A 22,765-nucleotide genomic window follows, 5' to 3' on the forward strand; every position below is an offset into this window, starting at 1 on the left:
CGACACCACCCAGAGCTACGGCAACGGCTTGACCATCACGTTCTTGTAGCGCACCCGGCTGCCCGGATCGTGCTGCTGGAAGGCAAACAGGCCCTTCGAAAGCTTATGCGGCCCGTTGACCCCCTCTGGTTCGACATATTCATACAGCGTCTTGCCGTTGACCTTCATGGTAATCCGCTTCCCTTGCACGAGGATCTCCTGCGTCCACCACTCGTCGTCTTGGGCGGCCGACTCGAAGAGCTTGACCACGTAATACAGGCTGCCGGTCTTCACGGGGTCGAGGTGGGTGTTGTTCACCTGCGACTCATAGCCGGCCGTCGGCCAACCTTCCTCCAGCTTGCTGTGGAAAAAGATGCCGGAATTGCCGCCCCGGTTGATCATGACGTCGGTCTTGAAGTGGAAGTTCTGAAACTCCCGGCCGACGTAGAACAGGTGGCTGCGGCTGCCGTGCCCGGCGAGGGCACCGTCTTCCACCGTCCAGTTCTCCGGGTTCTCGCTCGCCTGCCAGCCAGCGAGACTCTTGCCGTCGAACAGCACGATCCAGCCTTCGCCGTCGCCCTGTTCGTCGGCGGCCCCGGCGGCCGCCGCCAGCACGGCGAACACCGTCAGGGAAAGTGCGAACCAACGCGACCTCATCATCATGGTTTCAAATTCCTCTCAGCGTGCGGTAAAGCGAATAAGTCCCGTCCGAGCTTGGCAGAACGCGGCCAATCACGCCCACGTGGTCTCGGCGGACGAACCGGGCCCCGCGCTTCGCTCTAGTTTGATGACCGGGCGGCGTCTTGTAAATGAAAATCCGGCCCGCGGAGCTCATTTTCAAGGCATGACGTCCCGTTCGTGCCGATGAACACGCCTGGATGGGTCGGTCGCTGGGGCAGAGCACTAAGGATCATCGTCGTCCAAATCGAACGGCATCGACCCACTGACGGGGATCAGGAAATGCCCGCCGGCGGCGTTGATGCGGCCGGCGAGCATGTGGGCGATGGCGGGCGAGTCGTTCGGCCCGGCCATATAGCACGGTTTCCCGTTTTGCCCGAACTCGAACTCGTCGGTGCAGAGCGAAGGGTCGATGCCGTCCATCAAATGGCGCGTCGTATGGAAGTCGGGGTGCGGTGAAATGCCCAGCGACTGGGCATAATCGACCGCGCAGTAGACGAGCTTGGCAAAGCGCTCCGGCGCAATCGCTCGCTGCGGACGCCCGTGGGACGTCAGCTTGTCGAGCATGGCCTTATATTCGGCCTCGCCGACATCCCTCCAAAATGCATCCTTGACGCCCAGGCAAAACACGTCTACCAGATAAATGCCCACCACCAGGCGTCCGCCCGGAGCGCGCCGGGCAATGAGTAAACTGCCGATGCCCACGTCCCAAAGCTGTTCTGGCTCGAGCGTGACGACAAGGGGCCATGAGGCGGCTGAAAGCAAGCGTACGGCCGGGTTATTTGAGGTGGCGCGGGCCACTTGCCGGCGTTTTTCGTCGCGTTTCGACTTGTGCTTGGCAGCACGCTTTTGTTCCCGCGATCCATGCCGCTTTGACATAGACGACTCCTTTCTTGGTTCTTGTTCTGCCGAGATCCTTTTCTGCAAACGCCCCGAGCTATTTTATGCAACCACCCGCCAAGTTGCTATACTGCACGCAATCGTCGGTGGCTGGGGCAGAAGCTGGCCGAGATCGATCCGGCCCCTGCAATACGCGCCGCCGGCCAGCGATGCCCCGGTGGTGGCGCTACCGGGGCATCACTGAGAATCAGGCCAGTCCGAGCAGTGCCAGCAGCTCGTCCTGGCAGCGGTAGTCGCCGATGATCAGGTCGGCCCCCGCCCGCAGTAGCCGCTGGCGCTTCCAGGCGTTGACGCCCGACCGCGTCTCTTCTTCGCTGGCCACGCCCACCGCCACCCCGCCCACGCGGCGCGTTTCTTCGATTTCGACGTAGCCGTCGCCAAAGGCCAGCAATTCGTCGCCGCTGACTCCCATTTCGGCAATCATCCGCTCGATAATCAGGGCCTTGGAAAACGCCAGATGGTTATCGAGCGCCCCGTATACGCGCGGGCCGAAAAAATGTTCGAGCTTGAGCGACCGCAACTCGCCTTCGACATATTTCAAGTCCGTGCCGGAGGCCAGCCACAGCGTCAAGCCGCGCTGGCTCAGCCGCTCGAGCAGCCGGTGCGTGCCCGGCACGGTCAGATCCTCCGGGTCAATGGCGCCCGATTTCAGCCCGGCCACGCGACCGCCAATTTGCGCCCACAGCAGATCGTGGTATTGGTGCTTGTATTCCAGCGGGGGCCGCGGCCGGCCGCCACGCAATTCGACCTCTTCGGCCAACTGCATCATCTGGTAGATCGTCTGCTTGCCGTTGAGCCGCATCACGTACTCTTCGACGTGAGCGTGCAGCTCCTCGCGGGTTTCGACGGTCTCGGTGCTCGCCAGCACGTCGACCATCATCGGAATCATGACGTTCTGCCAGTTGCGGCGGATCAACGACAGTGTGCCGTCGAAATCGAACAGCACGGCGCGAAACCGCCCACGAACAAAGTCGGGGCGCTTTAGCTCGACGGAGCCGGTGGAAATCGGCACGACGCGATCAGGCGGCAACATTCCGCGAAAAGAAGCTCCAAAAGTCATGTTCGCCGCCCCTGACCACCATCACATAGGCGTTGCTGTCGTCGGCCCACACCGCCACGGTCACTCCCGCCGTGCCATGAGGAACGGGCCTCAGCGGCAGATCGTTGAGCTTCGGACCCCAGAACGACCGCAATGCCACGACGTACAGCGTGCCTTGCACGCGGCGTCGGCCAGACAACTCGTAGGCCACGCCGTCGCGATTCAAGAAAGTGGCCTCGCGCCAACCGCGAATGGCGTTTGCCGCCAGGCCGGGAAGCAAAGTGGGAAACTCGCCGGAGGCCAGCGGTGCGCGGTGGTCGTCGTCTTGGTACAACGTTCTGGCCTCGGCCTGCACCTCCGCTACCTCGACCGAGCCGCGAGATGTCCACAGCGTCGCGGCGACGAGCAGACCGGCAGCCATCGACAATCCCACACCCGCCACCAGCGACCATCGCCGGCGGGCCCGTCTGCCGGGTCGCTGCTCGCGGCTCGCTATTTCGACGGCATCGGCGCTTGCTTCGGGAACAGCCACGTAGGTCGCCGGTCCGATGGGCGAGGTAGGAAGGTTGGCAAGGATGCGATCGGCCAGCCCCTCCGGCACGGGCAATTTCTGAGTGGCCGCCATGATGGCGCGGTCGACTCGCTGGACCGATCGCCTCAGTTCCGCCACGCGCGCCGGCGGCTCGCTCTCCAAGATTGACGCCACCTCGGCGAGCAACGCGTCGTCACTGTCGGGACGGCAAACCTCGATCGCCAAGATCGCATCGCTGGACAGATTGTGTTTGGGGTGCATAAACCTACTCGGCCCTGGCGGCTAACGACACGGGTATTTCGTCCGGTTCCGTGAGTTTTGCCCGCAACCGTGCTTTGGCCCGTGCCAACCGGCTCATCACGGTTCCCGCCGGCAGCCCGAGCCGCTCGGCGATCTCGCGGTAAGAGCATTCTTCGAAGTAGAACATCAGCACGACGATCTTGAAGTCATCCGGCAGTTCATCGATGGCCTGCTGCAAACGTTCCGGATCGACGACCAGCTCGGTAGGGACTTCCTCCGCAACGGCATCGAGGTCGACATCGAACCCGCTGGCCGACAGCGGCAATCGCTTGCTTCGGAATTTGGCATAGTTGTGGCGTAGGATGGTAAACAACCAGCCCCGCGCATGTTCCGCTTGGCGGAGTTGCGCCAGATTCACATGCGCGGCCAGAAACGTCTGCTGCGTCAGGTCTTCGGCATCGCAGACCGCACCGGTCAGTCGGAAAGCATAGCGATAAACCGAGGCATGGTGTTCGGCCACGAGTTGACCGATATCCACGGTTGGCATTCTTTCCGTCATAGGCCGCCTATATCAATAAGAGTCATCCGCGGACCGATTTATTCCCGCGCCGGAGAAAAACCCCGGATTTCTTCCCCGGACGTATTGTATCGCTTGGGGCGTTGGAGCGCAACTGGCCTTTCGCACGAGTTGGGAGCATAAAACCGGGATATACTTCACGCGGCCGAGAATGAGGCATTTGGCCGACAACTGATGGTGGCTGGGGCAGAGGCTGGCTAGGGCTAGGTTGCGGTTGAGAGTGCCTAAAAGCGCTGCGGCCAGCCGATGCCCCGGTAGCGCCACCGTAAAGCTTCGCCGAACCCGGTACGCAGGTGCCGTACACCAACCCGAAGCGCTAGCGAGGAACGTGAAAAAGGCGACAAAACCTCGCTTGCGCTTCGGGTTAGTGTGAAATGGGAACGGGTTCGGCGAAGCTTTACGCGCCACCCACCGGGGCATCGCTGGCCGGCAGGACGTGTTCGTGATTCCCCAGTCGAACTCGGCCAGCTTTTTTTCCCAAGCCACCGAAAATGTTTCGTTTCTGCCCGCGAAAGGATGACGTCCGGAACGAGCGGTCAGTGCGCGGCGGCGCCGGTCTGGAACTTATACACGACCGCTTCCAGCGGCACGCCCCACTTGCTCTGGAAGTTGTTGTGGCTCACGCTGTTCAGCCCAAGCTGGTAGCCGTGCTCCGGTTCCAACGAGACGGGCAGAGTACACGTCAAACCGTCGTCCGACCAGCTCGCCGTTTTCCCGACGGGAATCTTGGGAAACTCTGCCCCACCGCCGGTCCACGACATTCCTTCGCCCATCGGCACGCTGAAGGTGACACGAAGCGACGCCGTAGTCGGCTCGACGTCGTTGGAACCGTTTGGCGGATCGAGCGAAACGATGGCCGGCACGCGCACCCGCCGCTCGACCTCCTCCGTCGCGCCTTTCGTGCTGAAGTAGATGGCCGCCGCCGCGGCCGCCGCGCCCCCTTTGCGGCGGAAGTTCTGATGACTGGAAGAATTGATGCCCAAACGATAGAAGGCGCCTGCTTCCAGCTTGACCGGCAAGACGCACGTTCGTTTGTCGGCCCAGCGGGCTTGCCGGCTCTTGTCAACCGGTGGAAACAGCGGCGGTCCGCCGGTCCAGCTCATGCCTTGCTCCATGTCTCGATCAAAAGTGACGGAAATCTCCTTCAACGCGGGATCGACTCCCGTCGCGCCCTGCGGCGGAGATGACTTCACCATGCGCGGATGGGCATCCTTGGGCTTCGCGTTGTCGGCCGGCGCGGCGGCTTCCTGAGCGATCGCAGCCGGACGGTCGCCGGCGCCGGGCGCCATCGGCAGCAGCAAAACGGCGGTGGCAACGATCGCCAGACGGCTCGGCCAACCAAAGCGGCGTTTCAGCGGATGGTAGTTCATGATCTCCTCCAATCGGTGTTGCAGGTTTGTGCCCACTTCGAAAATTCCCACCAAGCTGCCCGACACAAGCGATCGCCCGCGTAACATCGTCAACATACGGACGATCGCTTCGCCGTATGGTTCCGGGGCAATCCCTTCCCGCCGCAGCACGGCTTCGTCGCACGCGCACTCGCGCTGGTGCCGAAGCTGGCCGTTGGCCCACCACAGAAAGGGATGAAACCAAAACAGGCCCTGGGCGATCGTTTGCAACCAGCCCAGCCACGTGTCGCCGCGCTGCCAATGCACCAGTTCGTGGGCCAGTACCGCCCGCAACTCCACGTCGGTCCATCGGGCGAGCAGCCCTTGCGGCAAGACGATCGTTGGGCGGATGACGCCGAACAGGAAGGGACTCGTCACCATGTCGGCCGCCACAACGTCGGGAACCCGCCGCAGGCCAAGATCGATCGCTATTCGCTCCAAAGCAATCCGCAACGGGCCTTCATCGACGGTCGGAAAACTTCGCACGGCGCGGACGAGCCGCGCGTACCGGCCCACGACGAAGGCCCAGAACAACAGGCAACCCGCGGCCCATAAGCCAAACAGCAGAGGCAGCGACGAGCGAGCATGGCCGGTAATGCGCGGGCCTTGCTGGAACTTCGGCGCGCTTCGAGATTTGTTTTCGAGCGAGCCACTCGACTCCGCGAGGTCGGGCAACGGCGAGCGCCCTTGGACGTCCCAAGCAGGGAGGCCGATTGCGTCGCGCAACGGGCCGACGCCCCACCGCCCGACGCTCACGGGCGTCGCCAGACCGGGCGGCAAAAAGACCTTGGCCAGCACCAGCAGCCAGAGCGCGTGGCGCAGCCGCGGCGACGCCGATCGCAGCAGCCACGTCAAGGCGGCAACCAACGCGACCAGCAGGGCCAACTGCCAACTCGCCGCCACGATCCATACCCACCAGTGCCGCAGAACAGGATCGAACATGGTCACCTCGGTCTTTCCTGGCCGCGTTTCGTGCCCGGTAGACTTCGTTTCTCGTCGAGCCGGCGCTTGAGCTCGCGGATTTCGACGTCGGAGAGATCGGCCTCGTCGATGAAATGGGCCAGCACCGGCGACAACGCCTCGCTGGCCAGTTTTTGGAACACGCCGCGCACCTCCTGGCGGGTCATGGCTTCTCGATCGACGGCCGGCCGATAGAGATACGAATTTCCCACCTGATCGTAGGCCAGCGCCTCCTTGGCGACGAGACGGGAGAGGAGCGTCTTGACGGTCTTGTAGGCCCAGCCGCGCCGCTTTGGCAGCGCGGCGTAGAGGTCGCGGGCGGCCATCGGCCCGCGCTCCCAAAAGAGCTTCATCACTTCCCATTCCGCGGCCGAGAGGGCGACCGGCGGTTTTTCGCGCGAGGACACCGGACGCTCCGGAATCGTGGTTGTGGACTACATCAGCACGTCATTAGACTACGACAGTAATCCATTGTCAATAGCGCAGGGCAATTGCCCTCGTGATCCGGTGAAGAAACGGGCCTGCGCGGCAGATCCGCAGGGTGGGACCAGCGAGCTTGCGAGCGCCGGCCCACCCTACGAGTTCATGCACGATCTGCTTGAAGGACGAACCCGAGATCACGGCGCGGCGACCGCTTCGCCGCCGGCGCGGCTGCCCAGGGCCCACCAGATGGGCAAGCTGATGCCGTCGGTCACGAACTGCACGTGGCCGTCGCAGGAAAGCGCGTTCACGCCGCCCGGATGATTGCTGTGAGTGGTCACGTTGTGCGAATCGAGGTTCCAGACGCTCGGCCCCAGCTTGCTGAGCGTCCCGCCGCCGCGGCAGTCGATATTCGGGTCGTTCGGCGCGCGAATGTGGTTGTACATTGTGTGCCCGGGAGCGCCGAAAATCCATTTGCAGCCGCGCCCCTGTTCGAGCTGGCCGCCTGGCGCGCACTGGCCGGGATAGCTCGTCAGCTCCGGCGCGCTCCAGGCGTTGTTGTTGCCGGTGGTCAGCACGAAACCCTTCGTCGGCTTCCCGTCCCACACGCCCTTTGGGTTTTCGCCCATACCGGCCACCGAGATCACGGTCTCGCCGATGCAGATGGTGTTGCTGCTGCCGTCGAGCACGTCTTTGATGCCGATCGTCGAATTCTCGAAGAACACGCCCGTCACCGGCACGCCGCCCGGATTGAGCGTCGACACCGGAAAGGTCGTGCCGGTATTGAGAGGATAGTTGTGGACCTCGAAGCCGGGCATGGGGGTGGTGTGCTGATCGCTGGCGCAGAGCAGCACCGGCAACTGCTCCAGGCAGGCGGCCGCGTTCACGCCGGGCCACACCGGGTCGGGCGAGTCGGCGTTGGCCAGCAGGTTGAACATTTGCCGCACGTTCGCCTGCTCCAGGTAGGGCAGCAGAAAGACATAGGTCGAATAGCAGCGCCCTTGGTTGGGAATCGTCTCGCACCGCAACCGGCCCGGCGGAAAGGAGCCGACGGCCGAATGATAGTTTTGCAAGGCCAAGCCGATCTGCTTGAGGTGATTGTTGCAGTCGGCGCGGCGGGCGGCTTCGCGGGCGGCCTGCACCGCCGGCAGCAACAGCGCCACCAGCAAACCGATAATGGCGATCACCACGAGCAACTCGACCAGCGTGAAGGCCCGGCGGCGTGACATGGCTTGGTTTCCTGCGAGGGTCGAAAAAATCCGGTCCGAACCGTTATATACGTTCGGATATAGCGGTTCGTCAAGTGGCCCGTTGCATTCTCGACTCTGGGAATCGAAAATCCAAAATCCAAAATCCAAAATCGCAACGGTCGGTCTGGAGGTTTCCGTGCAAAACGCCCCCGCGTGGGAAAACGACTGGTCGATACGGCTGCGGATTTGGGTGGAGCGCAACGGCGAGGCGCTGTTGGGTCCGGGGCGGCTGGAATTGCTGGAAGCCATCGACCGCTGCCAAAGCATCAGCGGCGCCGCCCGGCAGGTGGGCATTTCGTACCGGCACGCCTGGCTGCTGGTGCAAGGCATCAACCGCGCCGCCGGCAAACCGCTGGTCACCAGCGCCGTGGGGGGCCAGCGAGGCGGCGGCGCGCGGCTGACCGAGCTGGGCAAGCACGCCGTGGCCAGTTTCTGCCAGCTTCAGCAGGAGATGCATACGGCGGCGGCGCAAATTCTGCCCCGCGTTCTCGACCTCGGCCAGCGCACCGCCGCCGTCCACGTCGCCGCGGCCATCAGCCTGGAACAAGTTTTGGGGCAATTGCTGGCCGACCACGTTCTGCGGCAACCCGCGGTGCGTGTTCGGGCGATTTACGGCGCTTCCAACGAGCTGGCCGACCATACCTTGGCCGGCGCGCCGTGCGATCTTTTCATCTCGGCCGACGCCGCGCAAGTCGAGCGGTTGCGGCGAGCGGGCTTGTGCCAGGCCAACGCCCCGCGTGTGCTGGCCCGCAACGGTCTGGCAATCGTCGCCCCGGCCGACGCAACCATCGCCTTGCGGCATCCCAAAGACCTGCTGCGTGCCGACGTGGGCCGCGTCGCTCTGGCCGATCCCGAATCGCCGCTGGGCAGCTACACGCGCGACTACCTGACGCAGCTCGGCCTCGGCGAGGGCCTGCGCGACCGGCTGGTGACGGCCGACAGTTCGGGCGGCGTGCTGGCCACGTTGGAGTCCGGCGGAGCGGAGGTGGGCCTGGTCTACACCAGCGACGCGGCGCGGTCGAATCGCATCCGCGTCTTATCGCAGCCGCGGTCGGAAGCGGTGGTGGCGGAGTACTGGGCGGTGGTGCCCGAAAATGCCGCATCGGCCGGGCCGGCCCGCCGCTTGCTCGACTTCCTGCAGTCGCCGGCCGCTCGTCGCCGGTTCCGCTCCTTTGGTTTTCACCCCGTCAAGTCTACGTCCCGAACCGCTTGATGTAATTCCGGTGCCAGCGCTGCGGCTTGTGGCTTTGCCAGCCCCAACGTGCCAGCAGCCGGTCGGAGATCCGCCAGTTCGCCGCATCGCACACGATGGCCTCGGTCCGCTTGATGTCGGCGATTACGTCGAGCACGGCCAAGGCGCCGCGCAACGTGGCCAGCGTCGTGTGCCGCGTCGACATCACGAACTTCAGCGACAGAAACTGCTCCAGGCCGCGAGGCTGGTTGAAATAGAGCCAGCAACGGTTTCCGGCCACCGCGCGGTGCAAGAGTTGGCCCCAGGGCAGGTCGAACGGCCCGGCCAGCGACGGCAACGGGCGAAACACGATCCGCCGCAGCCGGCCGTCGACCGTTTCGATCACGCCGTATCTGCGGCGACGCGCGACGGCACGTTGCCGCTCGTCGCTCAGGTCGGTGATGGTCTCGAACCAGCGGGCCATAGACAAATCTAGCCCAAAAAATCCTGGTGAGGATGCGGCCAACCAATGCGGCAGTTCCTGCTAGTGATTCCATTTCAGGCGATGTCAAATCTAATCCGTGCGTTTTAGTGTGGTTCGTAGCGGTGCCCAAGGAATAAGCAAGCTGGCATAGGTTCGCGGTGCCAGTCTATTCTGGGCGACTGATCGACGCGCGGCACATAGCGGGGATCGAGCCGCCCAGGTCTGAGCGACCTGGGCGGCTTTTTTTGGAGTTCGCGCGACTGTGCGTTTTAGCTCATCCCACAATTGCGGACCGACGATAGGCGCCATAGGCAGGGTAGAGGGGGGAGGCCATTACCCCGTTACTGGTAGTGTCCTAATAATGTGTTGCTGGCCCACACTAACCCGAAGCGTCAGCGAGGAAATGCGGTGATTCTGCCTCGCTGACGCTTCGGGTTAGTGTCTCTTTGGACACGATCAACACACTATTAGGCGCCCAGTCTCGGGTGCGGCTGCTGGAGGTCGTGCGGCAGCAGCTCGCCGATGGGACGTGCGTCTTGTATACCACGCATTACCTGGAAGAAGCCGAGACGCTCTGCGATCGGATCGCGATCATCGATCACGGCCAGATCATTGCCGCAGGGACGTTGGCCGAATTGCGTGGCAGAGTCGGCGAACGGGACGCGGTCCGGCTGGCCGGCCGGTTCGACCCGGCCCGTGAGGCACTGCAGCAGATTGAGGGCGCCGACGTGGTTCAGGCCGAAGCGGTAGAATTGCGGCTCGCGCTGGCAGACGCCTCCCGCAAACTGCCCGAACTGTTTACCGCACTGGCCGGCGCCGGCGCGGAAATTCGCGAGACGACCGTGACCCGGCCGAGCCTGGAGAGCCTGTTTATCCACCTCACGGGCAAAGAACTGCGGGAATAAGCATGAACTTCGTCTTCAACGCCGCCGTCAAGGATCTGCGGCGCCACCTGCGCGATCCGCTGGGGCTGGTAATCTGGCTGGGAATGCCCCTGATGATCGGCGGACTGCTGTCGCTTTTGTTCTCTGGTGTTGAGAAGGCGCCACCACGACCGCATTTGCTCGTCGCCGACGAAGATGGAGGACTGATCGGAGACCTGTTGGTGCGGGCCTTCGCGGCCGGCACAGCGAAGACGTTTCTGGAGGTTGAAGAGGCGAATACCCGCGAAGGCCGCGAGCGGATGGGGCGTGGCGAGGCGTCGGCGCTTCTGATTGTTCCGCCCGGCTTTCGCAGCGCGGTGCTTCGCGATCGGCCCACCAGGCTCGTGCTCGTCACCAATCCCGCCCAGCGCATCCTGCCTGGCATCGTGCAGGAAGCGCTGGAAATGGTTGTGGAATCAATCTTTTACCTTCACCGCTTGGCCGGTCCCGAAGTACACGAGCTGCTGGCCGATCGTGCGGACGCTGCGCAACAACTGACACAGGAAGATATCTCGCGAATCAGCCAGTCGATCAATGAAACGATGCAAGGCGCGCGCAAATACCTCTTTCCGCCAGTCATCGAGCTAGGGAGCTCGCTGGATCAGGCGCCGACCGCCGAGCAGGTCAATCCGGCGAAGCTGCGGCTGCCGGGCATTCTGTTCATGGCCCTCCTATTCATGGCAGGAAACCTGAGCGGTGACGTGTGGCGCGAGCGCGACCTGGGAACGCTGCGAAGGGCCGCCTGCACGCCTGCCTCGACCTCGGCGCTGCTCGCCGGCAAACTGCTGGCCGCCGCGGTGGTGATTTTCGGCGGAGCCCTAGTGGTGCTGTCGGCCGGCATGCTGTACCTCAAACTGCCGCTGGCGAAGCTCCCCTTGTCCGCCCTCTGGTCGGCGATGGCGGGAGTCACGTTCTTCTTGCTGTTTCTCAACATTCAACTCTATGCAACCAATCAGCGGGCGGGCACGGTGCTCACCAACTGCATCGTGATTCCTCTCATGTTCCTGGGTGGAAGCTTCGTTCCGTTCGACTCCATGCCCGCCTGGATGGCAGCCATCGGACGCAAAACCCCCAACGGCTGGGCACTGCAACAACTCGAAGACATCCTGTTCGACTCCACCGGCGCGGGGTCGCTGGCAACCGCGATTACGATCGTGCTGGCCAGTTGCGTCATCTTGTTCCTGATCAGCGAACGCCGCCTGCGTCGGCTTATATAAAGCTAAGCGGATATTGTTTTTCCCCAGTCCCCAATCCAAAATCTAAAATCCAAAATCCGTCCGGCCATGTTTCGAGACGCCTGGTTCATTGCCCGCAACGATCTGCTGCACGCCCTGCGCGAAAGGGAGACGATCCTCTGGGTCTTCATCATGCCGATCATGTTCTTCTATTTCATCGGCACCATTACAAGCGGCATGGGACGACAGGGCACGGGCAAAGACCGCCTGGGCGTGCAGATACCCGAGGATGCGGGGCTCCTCGCCGCCGAAATCACGCGCCGCCTCGACGCGGCAGGCTTTCAGATCGTGCCGATCAATGGAGATAAAGAGCTCGATGCCCAACCGCGTTGGCTGACGATCCCGAGCGGTTTCACCGAGAACGTGATTTCGGGAAAGAAGGTTGTCGTGAAATTCTCTCGCAAGAACGCCGACCAGTCGGGGCAATACGATCAGGTGCGGGTCGCGCGGGCCGTGTACACCGTCCTCGCCGACCTCGTGGCAACCACGTCGGCTGCCGAACAACCGGAACCTGAAAGCTTCAAACGCCTTGCTGAAAAGCCCCGCCATCTGCGGCTGGAGGTGGTGCCGGCGGGCGAGCGCAAAGAAATCTCCAGCGGCTTCGAGCAGGCGATTCCAGGCACGATGGTCATGTTCACATTGGTCGTGCTCCTCACGAGCGGTACTGCAACCGTCATTAACGAACGCTGCTGCTGGCCCGCAAGATCAAGGGACCCGACCGGCTGGCACTGGTGACCGACTGCAACCGCGCGCTCGACTTGCCCGACGGGCAATACATCTTCGGCCCGCTCGACGGCGGCGAGCCATTCCTGCGGCGCGACGGCGTGGGCCTGATGCCGGACGGGCAAGCCCTGGCGTCCGGCGTGCAGGGCATGGACCACATGGTCCGCACGTTCCGCGAGCTGACCGGTTGCCCGGTCTGGGAAGCGGTCCGCATGGCGAGTCTGACGCCCGCCCGCATCGCCGGCTTCGATCGCGAGCTGGGAAGCATCGCACCGGGCAAGCGGGCCGATTTGCTGGTGCTCGACGCGGATTTGCGAGTGCGGCAGGTGTTTGTGGACGGTCGTTCGTCAGATTCGACATGCTGTTAAGATTTTAGCCAAAGCTGGCACAGTGCTTCCGGGCTCTCGGCTTGCTTGATCGCGCCGAGTATCTTCCGCAGCAGGTCCACATCTTCGATTTCTCGAATCTCGGGCAAAAGCGTGAGACCAGGCGCGGCGAATCTCAGTTCCAGCGCCACCTCGATGCCCGCGAGCAAGCTTTGCCGTGCGCCGATCGCCCGGCCCTCCTCCCGGCCCTCCTCCCGGCCCTTCGCCAGACCCTCGGCCAGCCCTTCTTCGCGGCCAACACGCTCCGCAGCAGTGATGTACGGCATGTTTTTCTCCTTTGCAAAATCGCGAATCTCTTTCCAGGCAAGCTCCGCCAGCGGCTCCGGCAGGCTCATCATGCCTTCGATCAGACGTAGACCGGTATCTCAAGGAGGGAGTGCCCGCAGTAGCTCGTCGGCTCGATCGTATACGTCGTCGGGGTCGAGCCGGTCGACTTCCACCGGCTTGGCCCAGTAGCGGCCGTGGCCGACCCAGTCCAGCGTCTGCGGCTCGGCAGACGGTTGACCGACTAATGGCAGAGGCATTGGTCTTAATCCCGCATTACCAGCCGCAGCACTTCGGCAAGCGTTGACTCATCGAAGGGAACAACGGTCACCTTCGGTTGGCGAGACTGCACGAACCCCCACCCTGAATCGTCTCGCAGAATAAGGATCGCCTCGCCGCGCTCGCCAACGACGTCAATACGGCCTTCGGCACCCGCGATATTCCGCCCCCGAGGCGAAAAGCGGACCTGCTCATCTCCAATCCGCAAGATAAGGTCCTCGATTGCATACGTTCCGATGTAACTCTCGCTCAACTGTTTCTCGCGCCTTTGCAGCGAGACACTGTTCTGGCCGATTGCCTCGGCGAGCATGCCCTGCATCTGCTCATACAAGGCGTTCACGGCCGCAACGTATTTGTCACGACGGTCGTCCCAGTCGACACCATCGCCGGCGCTCAACTGCTTCTGCTTCTTCTGAACTAGATCCGCAAGTTTTTGATCCATCGTTCCGGTCCTATAAACGCGAACGGTTGCCCACGTGCATTTTATCACGTTGGCTGATCGTCGTCGCCGGCCGAAGTTGCTGGCCAATCTGCGGTGCCGCACCAGCAACAGTTCGTCGACGGCTGCCACGAGCGACGCCGCACGCAACAGAATTTGCGTGGCACTTTCGCACGGTCGGTCCGCCGATTATGCTGCGCTACAGCCACAAATGATCTCCTTCGAGTCACCCGCCATGCTACGCCGCAAGCTGCTCGCCCTCGCCGCCTTCCTTCTCGCGGGCCCCACCCTCGCCGCGGAGGCCGATCTCATCTTGCACCGCGGCAAGATCGTGACCGTCGACCGCGACTTTTCGCTGCACTCGGCGATGGCCGTCAAAGACGGCCGTATCCTGATGGTCGGTTCCGACGACGACGTGCTGAAAACTCGCGGCCCGATGACGAAGATCGTCGATCTGTCGGGCAAGACGGTGCTGCCCGGCCTGGGCGATTCGCACGTTCATCCGGCCGCGGCCTGCCTGACCGAGTTCGATCATCCCGTGCCCGACATGGAGTCGATCGCCGATGTGCTGGCCTACATCACGTCGCGGGCCAAGGCGCTGCCGGAAGGTGAATGGATCGTCGTGCGGCAGGTGTTCATCACGCGCCTACGAGAGCAGCGGTATCCAACCAAGGCCGAGTTGGACGCCGCCGCCCCGCGTCATCCGGTCGTGTTTTCCACCGGCCCCGACGCTTCAGCGAACTCGCTGGCCCTCGCCAAGAGCGGCATTGACAAGGATTTCCAGGCCACCGGCGCCGGCAAGATCGAAAAAGACCCGGCCAGCGGCGAGCCGACCGGCATCCTCCGCGGCGCGATGCAATACCTCAAGGTGTCGTCGCCCGACAAAAAGGCCACGCCGCAAGAGAGAGACGAGCGTCTGCTGGAGCTGCTCAACGATTACACGTCGGTCGGCATCACGTCGATCATCGACCGCGACGCCAAGGCCGATGTGGTCGAACAATACCGCCGGTTGCACGCCGCCGGCAAGCTGCCGCTGCGCGTGCGGCTTTCGCAGGATCTCGACACGTCGGGCAAGACAGCCGACATCGTGGCGACCATCGCTCGCATCGCCGCCGACCCGCTGTGCCAGGGCGACGACCGGCTGCGGATCATCGGACTGAAGACCTTCCTGGACGGCGGCATGCTCACCGGCAGCGCCTACATGCTACGGCCGTGGGGCGTCAGCCGCATCTATTCGATCGACGATCCGGGCTACCGCGGCATGCGTTATATACCCGATGAAACGCTGCTGTCGATCGTCCGCGCGGCAGTGGAGCATGGCTTGCAGTTCACGGCCCACAGCGTCGGCGACGGCGCCGTGCAGGCCCTGATCGACGCCTACGAAGAGGTGAACCACAGCACGCCGGTGGCGCCCACGCGGCCCTGCGTCACGCACTCGAATTTCATGACGCAGCAAGCGATCGACCAAGCCGCCAGGCTGGGCGTGATGGTCGATATTCAACCGGCCTGGCTATATCTCGATACGCGGACCTTAGTGGCCCACTTCGGCTACGACCGGCTGCGTTATTTCCAACCGCTCAAGACGCTGTTCAAGGCCGGCGTGACGGCCGGCGGCGGCAGCGATCACATGCAAAAGATCGGCTCGTTGCGGGCGATCAATCCCTACAATCCCTGGCTGGGAATGTGGGTCACGCTCACGCGCCGCGCCCGCTGGCACGATGAGCCGCTGCACCCCGAACAAGCGCTGTCACGCCAGCAGGCGATTCGCCTTTACACCGCCAACAACGCCAAGATCATGTTCCTCGACGACCGCACGGGCTCGCTTGAGCCGGGCAAGCTGGCCGACTTCGTCATCCTCGACCGCGACCTGCTGGAATGTCCGGTCGATGAGATTCGCCAGACGCAGGTCGTGGCGACGTACATCGATGGCCGGGCCGTCTACGAGCGACGCTGAGTTTCTTCACGTGTAGGGTGGGACCAGCGAGCTTGCGAGCGCCGGCCCACCGTGAACAACGTCGCGCCGATGGTGGGCCGGCGCTCGCAAGCTCGCTGGTCCCACCCTACATGACCATAACCCATGTCCCCCAAAAAACATCTTGAAGTTGTCGACCTGCGAGGGCACGCGTGCCAGGTTTACGAGCCTGCGCAGCGAAACCCGCACGGCTGGTCGCTGATCTTCCTGCACGATGTCGACGCCGCCGGACTCGAAGGACGCGAGGCGTATCTCGAACAGTTTGCACGACATGGCCTGCCTTGCATCGCGCCCAAGAGCGGCCGAAGCTGGTGGACCGAGCGGATTTGGCCCGGCTTCGATGCCGCGCTCTCGGCCGAGCAATACGTGATGGATCACGTGCTGAGCTACGCGGCCGAACAATGGGGGTCGCGCCCGACGCAGATTGCGCTATTGGGCATCGGTATGGGCGGACAAGGCGCACTGCGGTTGTCGTTCAAGTACCCGAATCGGCTGCCGATTGTGGCGGCCATGTCGCCGGCGATCGATTTTCAGCTCGCCTATTATGACGAAGACGAGCTTGCCTTGCCGGCAATTTATGCCGAGCCGGAAGCCGCCCGGCAGGATACGGCCACGCTGCACGTTCATCCGCTGAATTGGCCGCGGAACATCTACTTCGCCTGCGACCCGGCCGACGACCCTTGGTTCGCCAGCGCCGAGAGGCTCAAAATGAAACTCTCGGCGCTGGGCATTCCCCATGACGCCGACATGCAGACCACGGCCCAAGGACGGGCAAGGGCCTATAGCGAGTTGATGGCAGCCAAGGCGTTGGATTACGTCGCCGAGCGTCTCGAGCGCGAGCGGCTCCGCGTGGCCCCGTAGACGAGCTACCTGGCAGCCGGCGCATCAATGGGCGAAGGGGCTTCAGGAGCATTCGGCGGCGTTGCCATGCCGGGTGCGGGAGCCGTCGTGTAAGGCGCCGGTCCGGACGTGCAGCTTCCGCAGCCGCAGGCCGGCTGGCAGCAGCGTGCGTGATGATGGTGACGGCAGGCGTTGCGATGGCCGCAGTGCGACTTGTGGCATCCGCCGCAGGCTGGCCGGCAAGCGTTGCATGCCGTCTGGCAACACGCGGTGCCGCACTGGGCCTTGGAACAACAGCCGCGAGCGTGCGCCTCGGCCCGCTCCGTGGATGCCACCAACAACGCCGCCGCCAAAATGCCCAAAAACATTCCGATTCGTTGCATGGCCTTCTCCTTAAGTGCCCGGCATGACGCCGGTGTTCGAGTCCGTGACACGATGCGTTGTAAAAACACTCGGCTATGCCTCCGCCCAACGATGAAGCATGGCCTGCGGCCTATGCACCGGCGGCACAAGCCGTAACTTGCGAACGAGAGCCCGAATTGATACACCAGTAGCAGAACCGCGACAGTCGCCGACGCCTGGCGAATGCGGCCGAGTGCCAGGCTGCCGGCCTAAGTAGGTGTCGGAGCAAGGTTTAAGCGATCGGCGGAACGCGCCGGCACACAAGCTGCGTTTGTTGTTGAAGCGACACGGAACCGGAGAATGAGACCAGGGGCGAACAACCGACCACGGGCTGCCTTGGCGTTACACGTTGCTTTCCCCCCATGCCAGGCGGCCCAAGAAGACAACAGGAGTACCTGATAATGAAACGCGTTTTGATGATCGGCGCTCTGCTGGGCGCCTTGGTTTTCGGTGCGGCCTCGACTTCGCAGGCTTACCCCTATCCGCGCCCGTTTGTGCGTGGTCCCGTGCGGGCCGCCATGTTGGCCCCCTATGGACCTCGCGTCTATGCGCCGCGGGTATACGCGCCGCGGCCGTACTATCGTCCCTACTACGGTTATCGGGCCTTTGGACCGGCCTTGTATGGTCCGGGCTTCTACGGCCCCGTCGGCCCTGGCTTCGGCTTCGGCGTGTATTGACGTTCTTGGCGATCCATCCATCAATCGACGCATGACAAAGCGCTATTGCTTGGCGGCCACCTGCTCGCGCAACCGAGCCTCGGCTGCCCGCAGTTCACCGGAGGGGTCGATCGGTGCGAAGTCCTCCGGATCAAAGACTTGGCGAATCTCGACCTCGCCCTCGTCGAGATGGGGATTCGGGCAACGCATCATCCATGCGACGGCTTCTTCCATTGACTTCACCTTCCACAACCAGAAGCCGGCGACCAACTCTTTCGTCTCGGCAAACGGCCCGTCGATCACGGTCCGCTGCTGGCCAGAGAACCGGACGCGCTTGCCCTTGGAGCTGGGATGAAGGCCCTCGCCCGCCAGCATCACGCCCGCCTTGACCAGCTCTTCATTGAACTTACCCATTTCCGCCAGCAACTGTTGGCTGGGCATCACGCCCGCCTCGGAACCGTTGCTGGCTTTGACAAGAACCATGACTTTCATTCGAACAACCTCCGTTGGGAAAACATCTCGATCAAAAATAGCTGCGTAGGGTGGGACCAGCGAGCTTGCGAGCGCCGGCCCACCGTCAACGACGTCGCTTCAGGGTCCAACAACTGTCACGTGTCGCTCCGCCAAGGAACCAGCGAGCACAACCGCTCGTCCCGCAGCGCAAGCCCTCCCCAGAGCAGAACGCCGAAGATCACGGGGAAGAAAATCGGGAACCAACCGTCTCCGGCGCGGAGATGGCTGGCCACCGCCCCGCCGAGATAGCCGGTGAGCAAAATCGCTCCGAGAACCGCGGTGCGCGGCAGCAGATAGAGCGCCGTGCAGACGAGCGCGACGACCCCCAAGGGAAGAATCACGTTTTCGGAATATCCAAGTTTAGTGGTCGCCTCGACGACGGGGGCCGGCTTGACCAGCTTCATGACACCGTCCAACAGCATGAACAGCGCCGGTATGAGGCTCATCGCCCAACCAGTCCAGAGCTTGCCTTTCGAGACAGGCGCTTGTGGGGTTTCTGGTTGCATGTGGATTCCTTTCTAATCGGTCGGAAGACCGGGAATCTCGAGGACGGGGCGGATTTCGATCGTGCCCACCGTCGCCGCGGGAATCCGCTCCGCGATGCCGACGGCCTCATCCAGGTCACGCGCATCGACGATGTAGAATCCGCCAAGCTGCTCGCGCGTCTCGGCAAAGGGGCCGTCGGTCACCAGCCGCTTCCCCTCGCGCAGCCGCACGCTCGTCGCGGTCGAGACGGGGTGCAACGGCGAGGCCGCGACGAAGTTTCCCTTCGCGTGCAGGTCTCGCGCAAGCTTCGTCGATTTGACGTAGCACTGTTCTCGCTCCGCGTCGTTCAACGCCTTTTCTTCCCGGTAAACCAGCAACATGTATTTCATGATATTCCTCCAACGGTAACGATGGCCCCATTTGATTTCGCCTGAGATCAGCAGTAAGTCGAACGGCGGCTGCCCGAATCGACAACCCGGCCAAAAAATTGTTTACAATGTGCCGATGCTTGCCAATTACCGACGCCGCGGTCGACGCGGTCTACCGCTCTGGGGCCGGACCATGGCCGCCCTGATCCGGCTCGTCGGCGATTTCGACGTGGCCGAAGAGGCGGCCCAGGAAGCCTTCGCGGCGGCCGTCGACCAGTGGCGGACCACCGGCGTGCCCCGTTCGCCGCGCACCTGGATCATACAGACCGCCAAGCACAAGGCAATCGACCGCGCTGCACTGTCAGGAGGCGCGGGCCGAAGACACCGATTGGCCGCAAATCCTTCAGCTTTACGATCTTCTCCAGCGCGTGCGGCCATCGCCCATCGTCTCGCTGAACCGTGCGGTGGCCGTTGCGATGGCGGAAGGACCGCAGCCGGCAACGCTCATGGGACGTGAGCTTCCGATCTTGACCGCCTGCGTTTAAAGCACTACAAGAATCGCCTTCACTAACGATCTCGCCGCGAGCGATTCACGGATGTATCGCCGGCACGGACAAAAACTGGGCCTGGTTTTCTTGGCGGGCGATCTGGCGGTGACCGCCGGAAGCTGGCTGGCGGCTTACTATTTGCGCTTCGCGCTCTGGCCCTCGACGCACGGCGTGCCCGAACTGCCGCTCGTGCTGCGCTCGTTGCCGCTGCTGCTGGTGCTGGCCGGCGTGGCCTACCGCGCCTGCGGCCTTTATGAGATCCATCGCCTGCGCGAATTGCCGCGCGAACTGGGCGTGGTTTGCCAGGCGAGCGGACTGTTGTTCGTGCTGGCCATCACGGCGGCCTTCTATCGCCGCGACGATTACGAGTCGCGCCTGGCCCTGGCATTGTTTCTCTGCCTGAACGCCTTGGCGCTGATGCTCGTGCGGCGGCTGGTGTGGGGCATTTTGAAAGCGGCCCGGCAGCAGGGGTTGAACTACGGTCGGGCGGTGATCGTCGGCACGGGCCGCACCGGCCGCCTGGTGGCCGAAACCATCCTCCACAACAGTTGGACCGGACTGGAGGCGGTTGGCTACGTCGATGCTCCGCCCAAGGTCGAGCCTCGCGATCTGCCGCGGCTTGGCTCCATCCACGCCTTGGGCACGATCGTGGACCGGCACGACATCGACCATGTGTTCATCGCCCTTCCGCTGGCGCGCTACGGAGAGTTGCCCGCCGTTTATCGGGCACTGGAAGATTTGTTGGTGGAAGTGCAGCTTGTGCCCGACTTGCCGAACCTGGCGGGCATGCGCATCCGCACGCTGGAGATCGACAACGTGGCCTTTCTCAGCCTGCGGGGCAATCCGCACTACGGCTGGCGCAAGGCGGCGAAGCGGGGCATGGACCTGGCGATCGCCGCGCTGGCCCTGATTGCGCTCTCACCGCTGTTGCTGGCCATTGCCGCGGCGATCAAGCTCACCAGCCGCGGGCCGGTGCTCTATCGGCAGCCGCGGACCGGCCTGGGCGGGCACAGCTTCGAGATGCTCAAGTTCCGCAGTATGGACGCCGACGCCGAGCGGCAGACCGGCCCGGTTTGGGCCGCGCGCAACGACTGCCGCTGCACGCCGCTGGGGCGGGTGTTGCGGCGTTGGAGCCTCGATGAGTTGCCGCAGTTGTTCAACGTGCTGGCCGGCGACATGAGCCTGGTGGGTCCGCGGCCCGAGCGCGGAGCGCTGGTCGAAAAGTTCCGCGACCAGATACCGAACTACTTGCAGCGGCATCAGGTGAAGGCCGGCATCACCGGTTGGGCGCAGGTCAACGGCTGGCGCGGCAACACGTCGCTTCGCCGCCGGCTGGAGTGCGACCTGTACTACATCAGCAACTGGTCGCTCTGGCTCGACTGCCAGATTCTCTGCATGACCGTCTGGCGCGGCCTGCGGCACCGAAACGCCTATTGAGGCGGCGGCGCTGTCACTGCAAACGGCGGCGGGTTACAATGACCGGGTCGTCCGACGCATTGCTTCCGGTCTCGGCTCTTATCCAAGCCTGCCCGATGATCGACCTGACGTCCATTCTTACTCCCAACGGTGTTCGTGCGCGGCTGCTGGTCCGCCGCGCGAAAGCGTGTTTGCAGCGCGGTGACTTCAATGCGGCGGTCGCATACAACACGCGCGCCATCGGGCTTCGCCCCAAATGGGCCGCCGCCTATGCCTACCGAGCGCACGCCTGGCTGTTGTTGAAAAAGCACGAGCAAGCGATCGATGATTGCACCGTAGCCCTATCGCACGACCCTCGCTGTGCCTTGGCGTACAACAACCGGGCGGTCGCATACTCGGGGCTCAATCGCATCGAAGAGGCGCTGGCCGACGTCGACCGCGCGATCGAACTTTCGCCACACGATGCGCAATACCTGGTGAATCGCGGCATGGAGCGTCACAAGGCGGGCAACATGGCCGGAGCGATCCACGACCTGCAGAGCGGACTGCGGCTGAATCCTGCGCATGTCTTTGGCCGGGTCGAGTTGGCGTGGGCCTACGTATCGCTAGGCAAGGACGCCGCCGCATTAGAACAGCTTCAGCGAGCGATTCAACTCAGCCCGGCCAATGCAACCGCTTATAAGCTGCGTGGCGAAATCCACGCGCGCGGGGGCAGACCGGCGGCCGCCGTGCGAGACTTCACCGCGGCCTTGCAACGCGGCATCCCGCCGGCCATCAGCCTGATCGGACGGGCACGGTCGCTGCACGCATTGGGGCACGATGACGCGGCGATACGGGACCTCAATCAGTCGATTGAGTTGTCTCCGACCTTTGTGGCATTTCTGCTGCGGAGTGGTGCGTTTGCGGCGCGCGGCGAAACTGCCAAAGCGGTCGCCGATGCCCACGACGCCCTGCGCCTGATCGGCGACACGACCACGAATTACGGTCAGCGGGGGCTCGCCTACCTGCGGGCCGGCGATTTCGAACATGCTTTGGCCGATTTCGACCGGATGATCGAGCGCGAACCCGATTCAGGCCTGCACTACAACAATCGCGGATATGTCTGGCATCAACGCGGCGAATCTGACCGCGCCATCGCCGATTATGAGACCGCGATTCGATTGTGGCCCGATCATCCGAACGCCTACAAGAATCTGGCCACTCTGCGTGCCAATTGCGCCGTGCCGACTTATCGAGACGGCGCCAAGGCAGTCGCCGCGGCGCAGCGCGCCCTGGAGCTTCGTGGCCCACGACCAAGGGACTGCCTTTCGGTGCTCGCCAACGCTTACGCCGCGTCGGGCGATTTGGCAGCGGCGGAACAATGGCTGCTAAAAGCAGCGGAGCCGCCGCCCCCGGTGGCGGCGCCGGCATTTGCCGTGGCGCCGCCGCCCCCGGTGAGGCCCGCGCGCGTAGAATACGCAGGGTTTTGGTTGAGACAGGAGGTCGTCTTCGCGGAGGAGAATGGATGCGGAAGTCGTTTTCACAGCAGCAGCGGTTGGATTGTCCAAGCATCGGTGAGGTGGAACTCAATCTGGAGTGTCGTCACGAACTGATTCCGATTCTCAAGGCGCTGCAGCACGTTTATTCGCGCCCCGAAATACGGGACCGCATCTTGGATCTGATCGCCCAGGACATCAACCAGGATTCCCGCACCGATT

26 protein-coding genes are annotated in these 22,765 nt (G+C 63.4%); 11 read left to right on the forward strand and 15 right to left on the reverse strand.

Annotated features, from left to right (window positions below; translation table 11 throughout):
- Positions 1-15 precede the first annotated feature (15 nt).
- The 8 genes from VNH11_05995 to VNH11_06030 form a co-directional block, all read right to left on the reverse strand.
- Positions 16-642 (reverse strand): DUF1080 domain-containing protein, encoded by a 627-nt coding sequence (locus VNH11_05995; protein ID HVA45921.1) that lies wholly within the window; start codon positions 640-642, stop codon positions 16-18.
- A gap of 240 nt (positions 643-882) precedes the next feature.
- On the reverse strand, positions 883-1,536 hold the full coding sequence (locus VNH11_06000) for a hypothetical protein (GenBank protein ID HVA45922.1): 654 nt from the start codon (positions 1,534-1,536) through the stop codon (positions 883-885).
- 208 nt (positions 1,537-1,744) lie between these two features.
- Positions 1,745-2,590: an HAD family hydrolase gene (locus tag VNH11_06005; protein ID HVA45923.1), complete on the reverse strand. Its 846-nt coding sequence runs from the start codon at positions 2,588-2,590 to the stop codon at positions 1,745-1,747.
- Positions 2,577-3,389 carry a hypothetical protein gene (locus tag VNH11_06010; protein ID HVA45924.1) on the reverse strand — a complete coding sequence of 271 codons (813 nt, stop codon included), beginning with the start codon at positions 3,387-3,389 and terminating at the stop codon, positions 2,577-2,579. The genes VNH11_06005 and VNH11_06010 overlap by 14 nt, the downstream gene beginning before the upstream one ends.
- A gap of 4 nt (positions 3,390-3,393) precedes the next feature.
- Positions 3,394-3,915 (reverse strand): sigma-70 family RNA polymerase sigma factor, encoded by a 522-nt coding sequence (locus tag VNH11_06015; protein ID HVA45925.1) that lies wholly within the window; start codon positions 3,913-3,915, stop codon positions 3,394-3,396.
- A gap of 566 nt (positions 3,916-4,481) precedes the next feature.
- Positions 4,482-6,275 (reverse strand): M56 family metallopeptidase, encoded by a 1,794-nt coding sequence (locus VNH11_06020; protein ID HVA45926.1) that lies wholly within the window; start codon positions 6,273-6,275, stop codon positions 4,482-4,484.
- Positions 6,276-6,277: 2 nt separating this feature from the next.
- On the reverse strand, positions 6,278-6,700 hold the full coding sequence (locus VNH11_06025; GenBank protein ID HVA45927.1) for a BlaI/MecI/CopY family transcriptional regulator: 423 nt from the start codon (positions 6,698-6,700) through the stop codon (positions 6,278-6,280).
- Between the two features lie 210 nt (positions 6,701-6,910).
- Entirely contained in the window at positions 6,911-7,942 is a 1,032-nt protein-coding gene (locus VNH11_06030; GenBank protein ID HVA45928.1) for a DUF1559 domain-containing protein, read from the reverse strand.
- Positions 7,943-8,099: 157 nt separating this feature from the next.
- On the opposite strand from VNH11_06030, the gene modA reads away from it, so the two are divergent.
- Positions 8,100-9,176, forward strand: a complete 1,077-nt coding sequence (gene modA / locus VNH11_06035) for a molybdate ABC transporter substrate-binding protein (protein ID HVA45929.1) — start codon at positions 8,100-8,102, stop codon at positions 9,174-9,176.
- Here the strand turns inward: modA and VNH11_06040 are convergent.
- On the reverse strand, positions 9,157-9,618 hold the full coding sequence (locus VNH11_06040) for a hypothetical protein (protein HVA45930.1): 462 nt from the start codon (positions 9,616-9,618) through the stop codon (positions 9,157-9,159). The genes modA and VNH11_06040 overlap by 20 nt on opposite strands.
- 446 nt (positions 9,619-10,064) lie before the next feature.
- Here VNH11_06040 and VNH11_06045 point away from each other — a divergent pair, with 446 nt between their 5' ends.
- The 4 genes from VNH11_06045 to VNH11_06060 all read left to right on the forward strand — a co-directional run bounded on the left by VNH11_06045 (position 10,065) and on the right by VNH11_06060 (position 12,867).
- The gene (locus VNH11_06045; GenBank protein HVA45931.1) at positions 10,065-10,523 is read left to right on the forward strand and encodes a DUF4162 domain-containing protein; all 459 of its coding nucleotides are present in this window, start codon (positions 10,065-10,067) and stop codon (positions 10,521-10,523) included.
- A 2-nt stretch (positions 10,524-10,525) separates the two neighbouring features.
- On the forward strand, positions 10,526-11,758 hold the full coding sequence (locus tag VNH11_06050) for an ABC transporter permease (protein HVA45932.1): 1,233 nt from the start codon (positions 10,526-10,528) through the stop codon (positions 11,756-11,758).
- A 66-nt stretch (positions 11,759-11,824) separates the two neighbouring features.
- The gene (locus VNH11_06055; protein HVA45933.1) at positions 11,825-12,511 is read left to right on the forward strand and encodes a hypothetical protein; all 687 of its coding nucleotides are present in this window, start codon (positions 11,825-11,827) and stop codon (positions 12,509-12,511) included.
- The gene (locus VNH11_06060; protein ID HVA45934.1) at positions 12,508-12,867 is read left to right on the forward strand and encodes an amidohydrolase family protein; all 360 of its coding nucleotides are present in this window, start codon (positions 12,508-12,510) and stop codon (positions 12,865-12,867) included. Before VNH11_06055 ends, VNH11_06060 begins: the two co-directional genes overlap by 4 nt.
- On the opposite strand, the gene VNH11_06065 is transcribed toward VNH11_06060, so the two are convergent.
- From VNH11_06065 to VNH11_06075, 3 genes are read right to left on the reverse strand one after another with little or no spacing between them, the layout of a single operon-like run.
- On the reverse strand, positions 12,864-13,223 hold the full coding sequence (locus VNH11_06065; GenBank protein ID HVA45935.1) for a hypothetical protein: 360 nt from the start codon (positions 13,221-13,223) through the stop codon (positions 12,864-12,866). The two genes, VNH11_06060 and VNH11_06065, sit on opposite strands and share 4 nt — an antisense overlap.
- A 27-nt stretch (positions 13,224-13,250) precedes the next feature.
- Positions 13,251-13,409, reverse strand: coding sequence for a hypothetical protein (locus VNH11_06070; protein ID HVA45936.1), 159 nt, complete (start codon positions 13,407-13,409; stop codon positions 13,251-13,253).
- A 5-nt stretch (positions 13,410-13,414) separates the two neighbouring features.
- Entirely contained in the window at positions 13,415-13,870 is a 456-nt protein-coding gene (locus VNH11_06075; GenBank protein HVA45937.1) for a hypothetical protein, read from the reverse strand.
- A gap of 232 nt (positions 13,871-14,102) precedes the next feature.
- Here VNH11_06075 and VNH11_06080 point away from each other — a divergent pair, with 232 nt between their 5' ends.
- From VNH11_06080 to VNH11_06090, 3 genes are all read left to right on the forward strand, one after another.
- Positions 14,103-15,821, forward strand: a complete 1,719-nt coding sequence (locus VNH11_06080; GenBank protein ID HVA45938.1) for an amidohydrolase — start codon at positions 14,103-14,105, stop codon at positions 15,819-15,821.
- A 123-nt stretch (positions 15,822-15,944) separates the two neighbouring features.
- Entirely contained in the window at positions 15,945-16,700 is a 756-nt protein-coding gene (locus tag VNH11_06085; protein HVA45939.1) for an alpha/beta hydrolase-fold protein, read from the forward strand.
- Positions 16,701-17,482: 782 nt separating this feature from the next.
- On the forward strand, positions 17,483-17,758 hold the full coding sequence (locus VNH11_06090; GenBank protein HVA45940.1) for a hypothetical protein: 276 nt from the start codon (positions 17,483-17,485) through the stop codon (positions 17,756-17,758).
- Between the two features lie 42 nt (positions 17,759-17,800).
- On the opposite strand, the gene VNH11_06095 is transcribed toward VNH11_06090, so the two are convergent.
- The 3 genes from VNH11_06095 to VNH11_06105 all read right to left on the reverse strand — a co-directional run bounded on the left by VNH11_06095 (position 17,801) and on the right by VNH11_06105 (position 19,125).
- The gene (locus tag VNH11_06095; GenBank protein HVA45941.1) at positions 17,801-18,229 is read right to left on the reverse strand and encodes a YciI family protein; all 429 of its coding nucleotides are present in this window, start codon (positions 18,227-18,229) and stop codon (positions 17,801-17,803) included.
- Between the two features lie 116 nt (positions 18,230-18,345).
- Positions 18,346-18,756, reverse strand: coding sequence for a DoxX family protein (locus VNH11_06100; protein ID HVA45942.1), 411 nt, complete (start codon positions 18,754-18,756; stop codon positions 18,346-18,348).
- A 12-nt stretch (positions 18,757-18,768) separates the two neighbouring features.
- Positions 18,769-19,125, reverse strand: coding sequence for a YciI family protein (locus VNH11_06105; GenBank protein HVA45943.1), 357 nt, complete (start codon positions 19,123-19,125; stop codon positions 18,769-18,771).
- A gap of 172 nt (positions 19,126-19,297) precedes the next feature.
- On the opposite strand from VNH11_06105, the gene VNH11_06110 reads away from it, so the two are divergent.
- The 3 genes from VNH11_06110 to VNH11_06120 all read left to right on the forward strand — a co-directional run bounded on the left by VNH11_06110 (position 19,298) and on the right by VNH11_06120 (position 22,660).
- A complete protein-coding gene (locus VNH11_06110) occupies positions 19,298-19,621 on the forward strand; it encodes a sigma factor (GenBank protein HVA45944.1) in 324 nt (107 codons plus the stop codon).
- A gap of 79 nt (positions 19,622-19,700) precedes the next feature.
- Complete coding sequence (locus tag VNH11_06115; protein ID HVA45945.1) at positions 19,701-21,089, forward strand: undecaprenyl-phosphate glucose phosphotransferase; 1,389 nt, start codon at positions 19,701-19,703, stop codon at positions 21,087-21,089.
- Between the two features lie 95 nt (positions 21,090-21,184).
- Complete coding sequence (locus tag VNH11_06120) at positions 21,185-22,660, forward strand: tetratricopeptide repeat protein (protein HVA45946.1); 1,476 nt, start codon at positions 21,185-21,187, stop codon at positions 22,658-22,660.
- Positions 22,661-22,765: the final 105 nt, after the last annotated feature.

The sequence above is a fragment of the Pirellulales bacterium genome (assembly GCA_035533075.1).
GTDB lineage: Bacteria > Planctomycetota > Planctomycetia > Pirellulales > JAICIG01 > DASSFG01.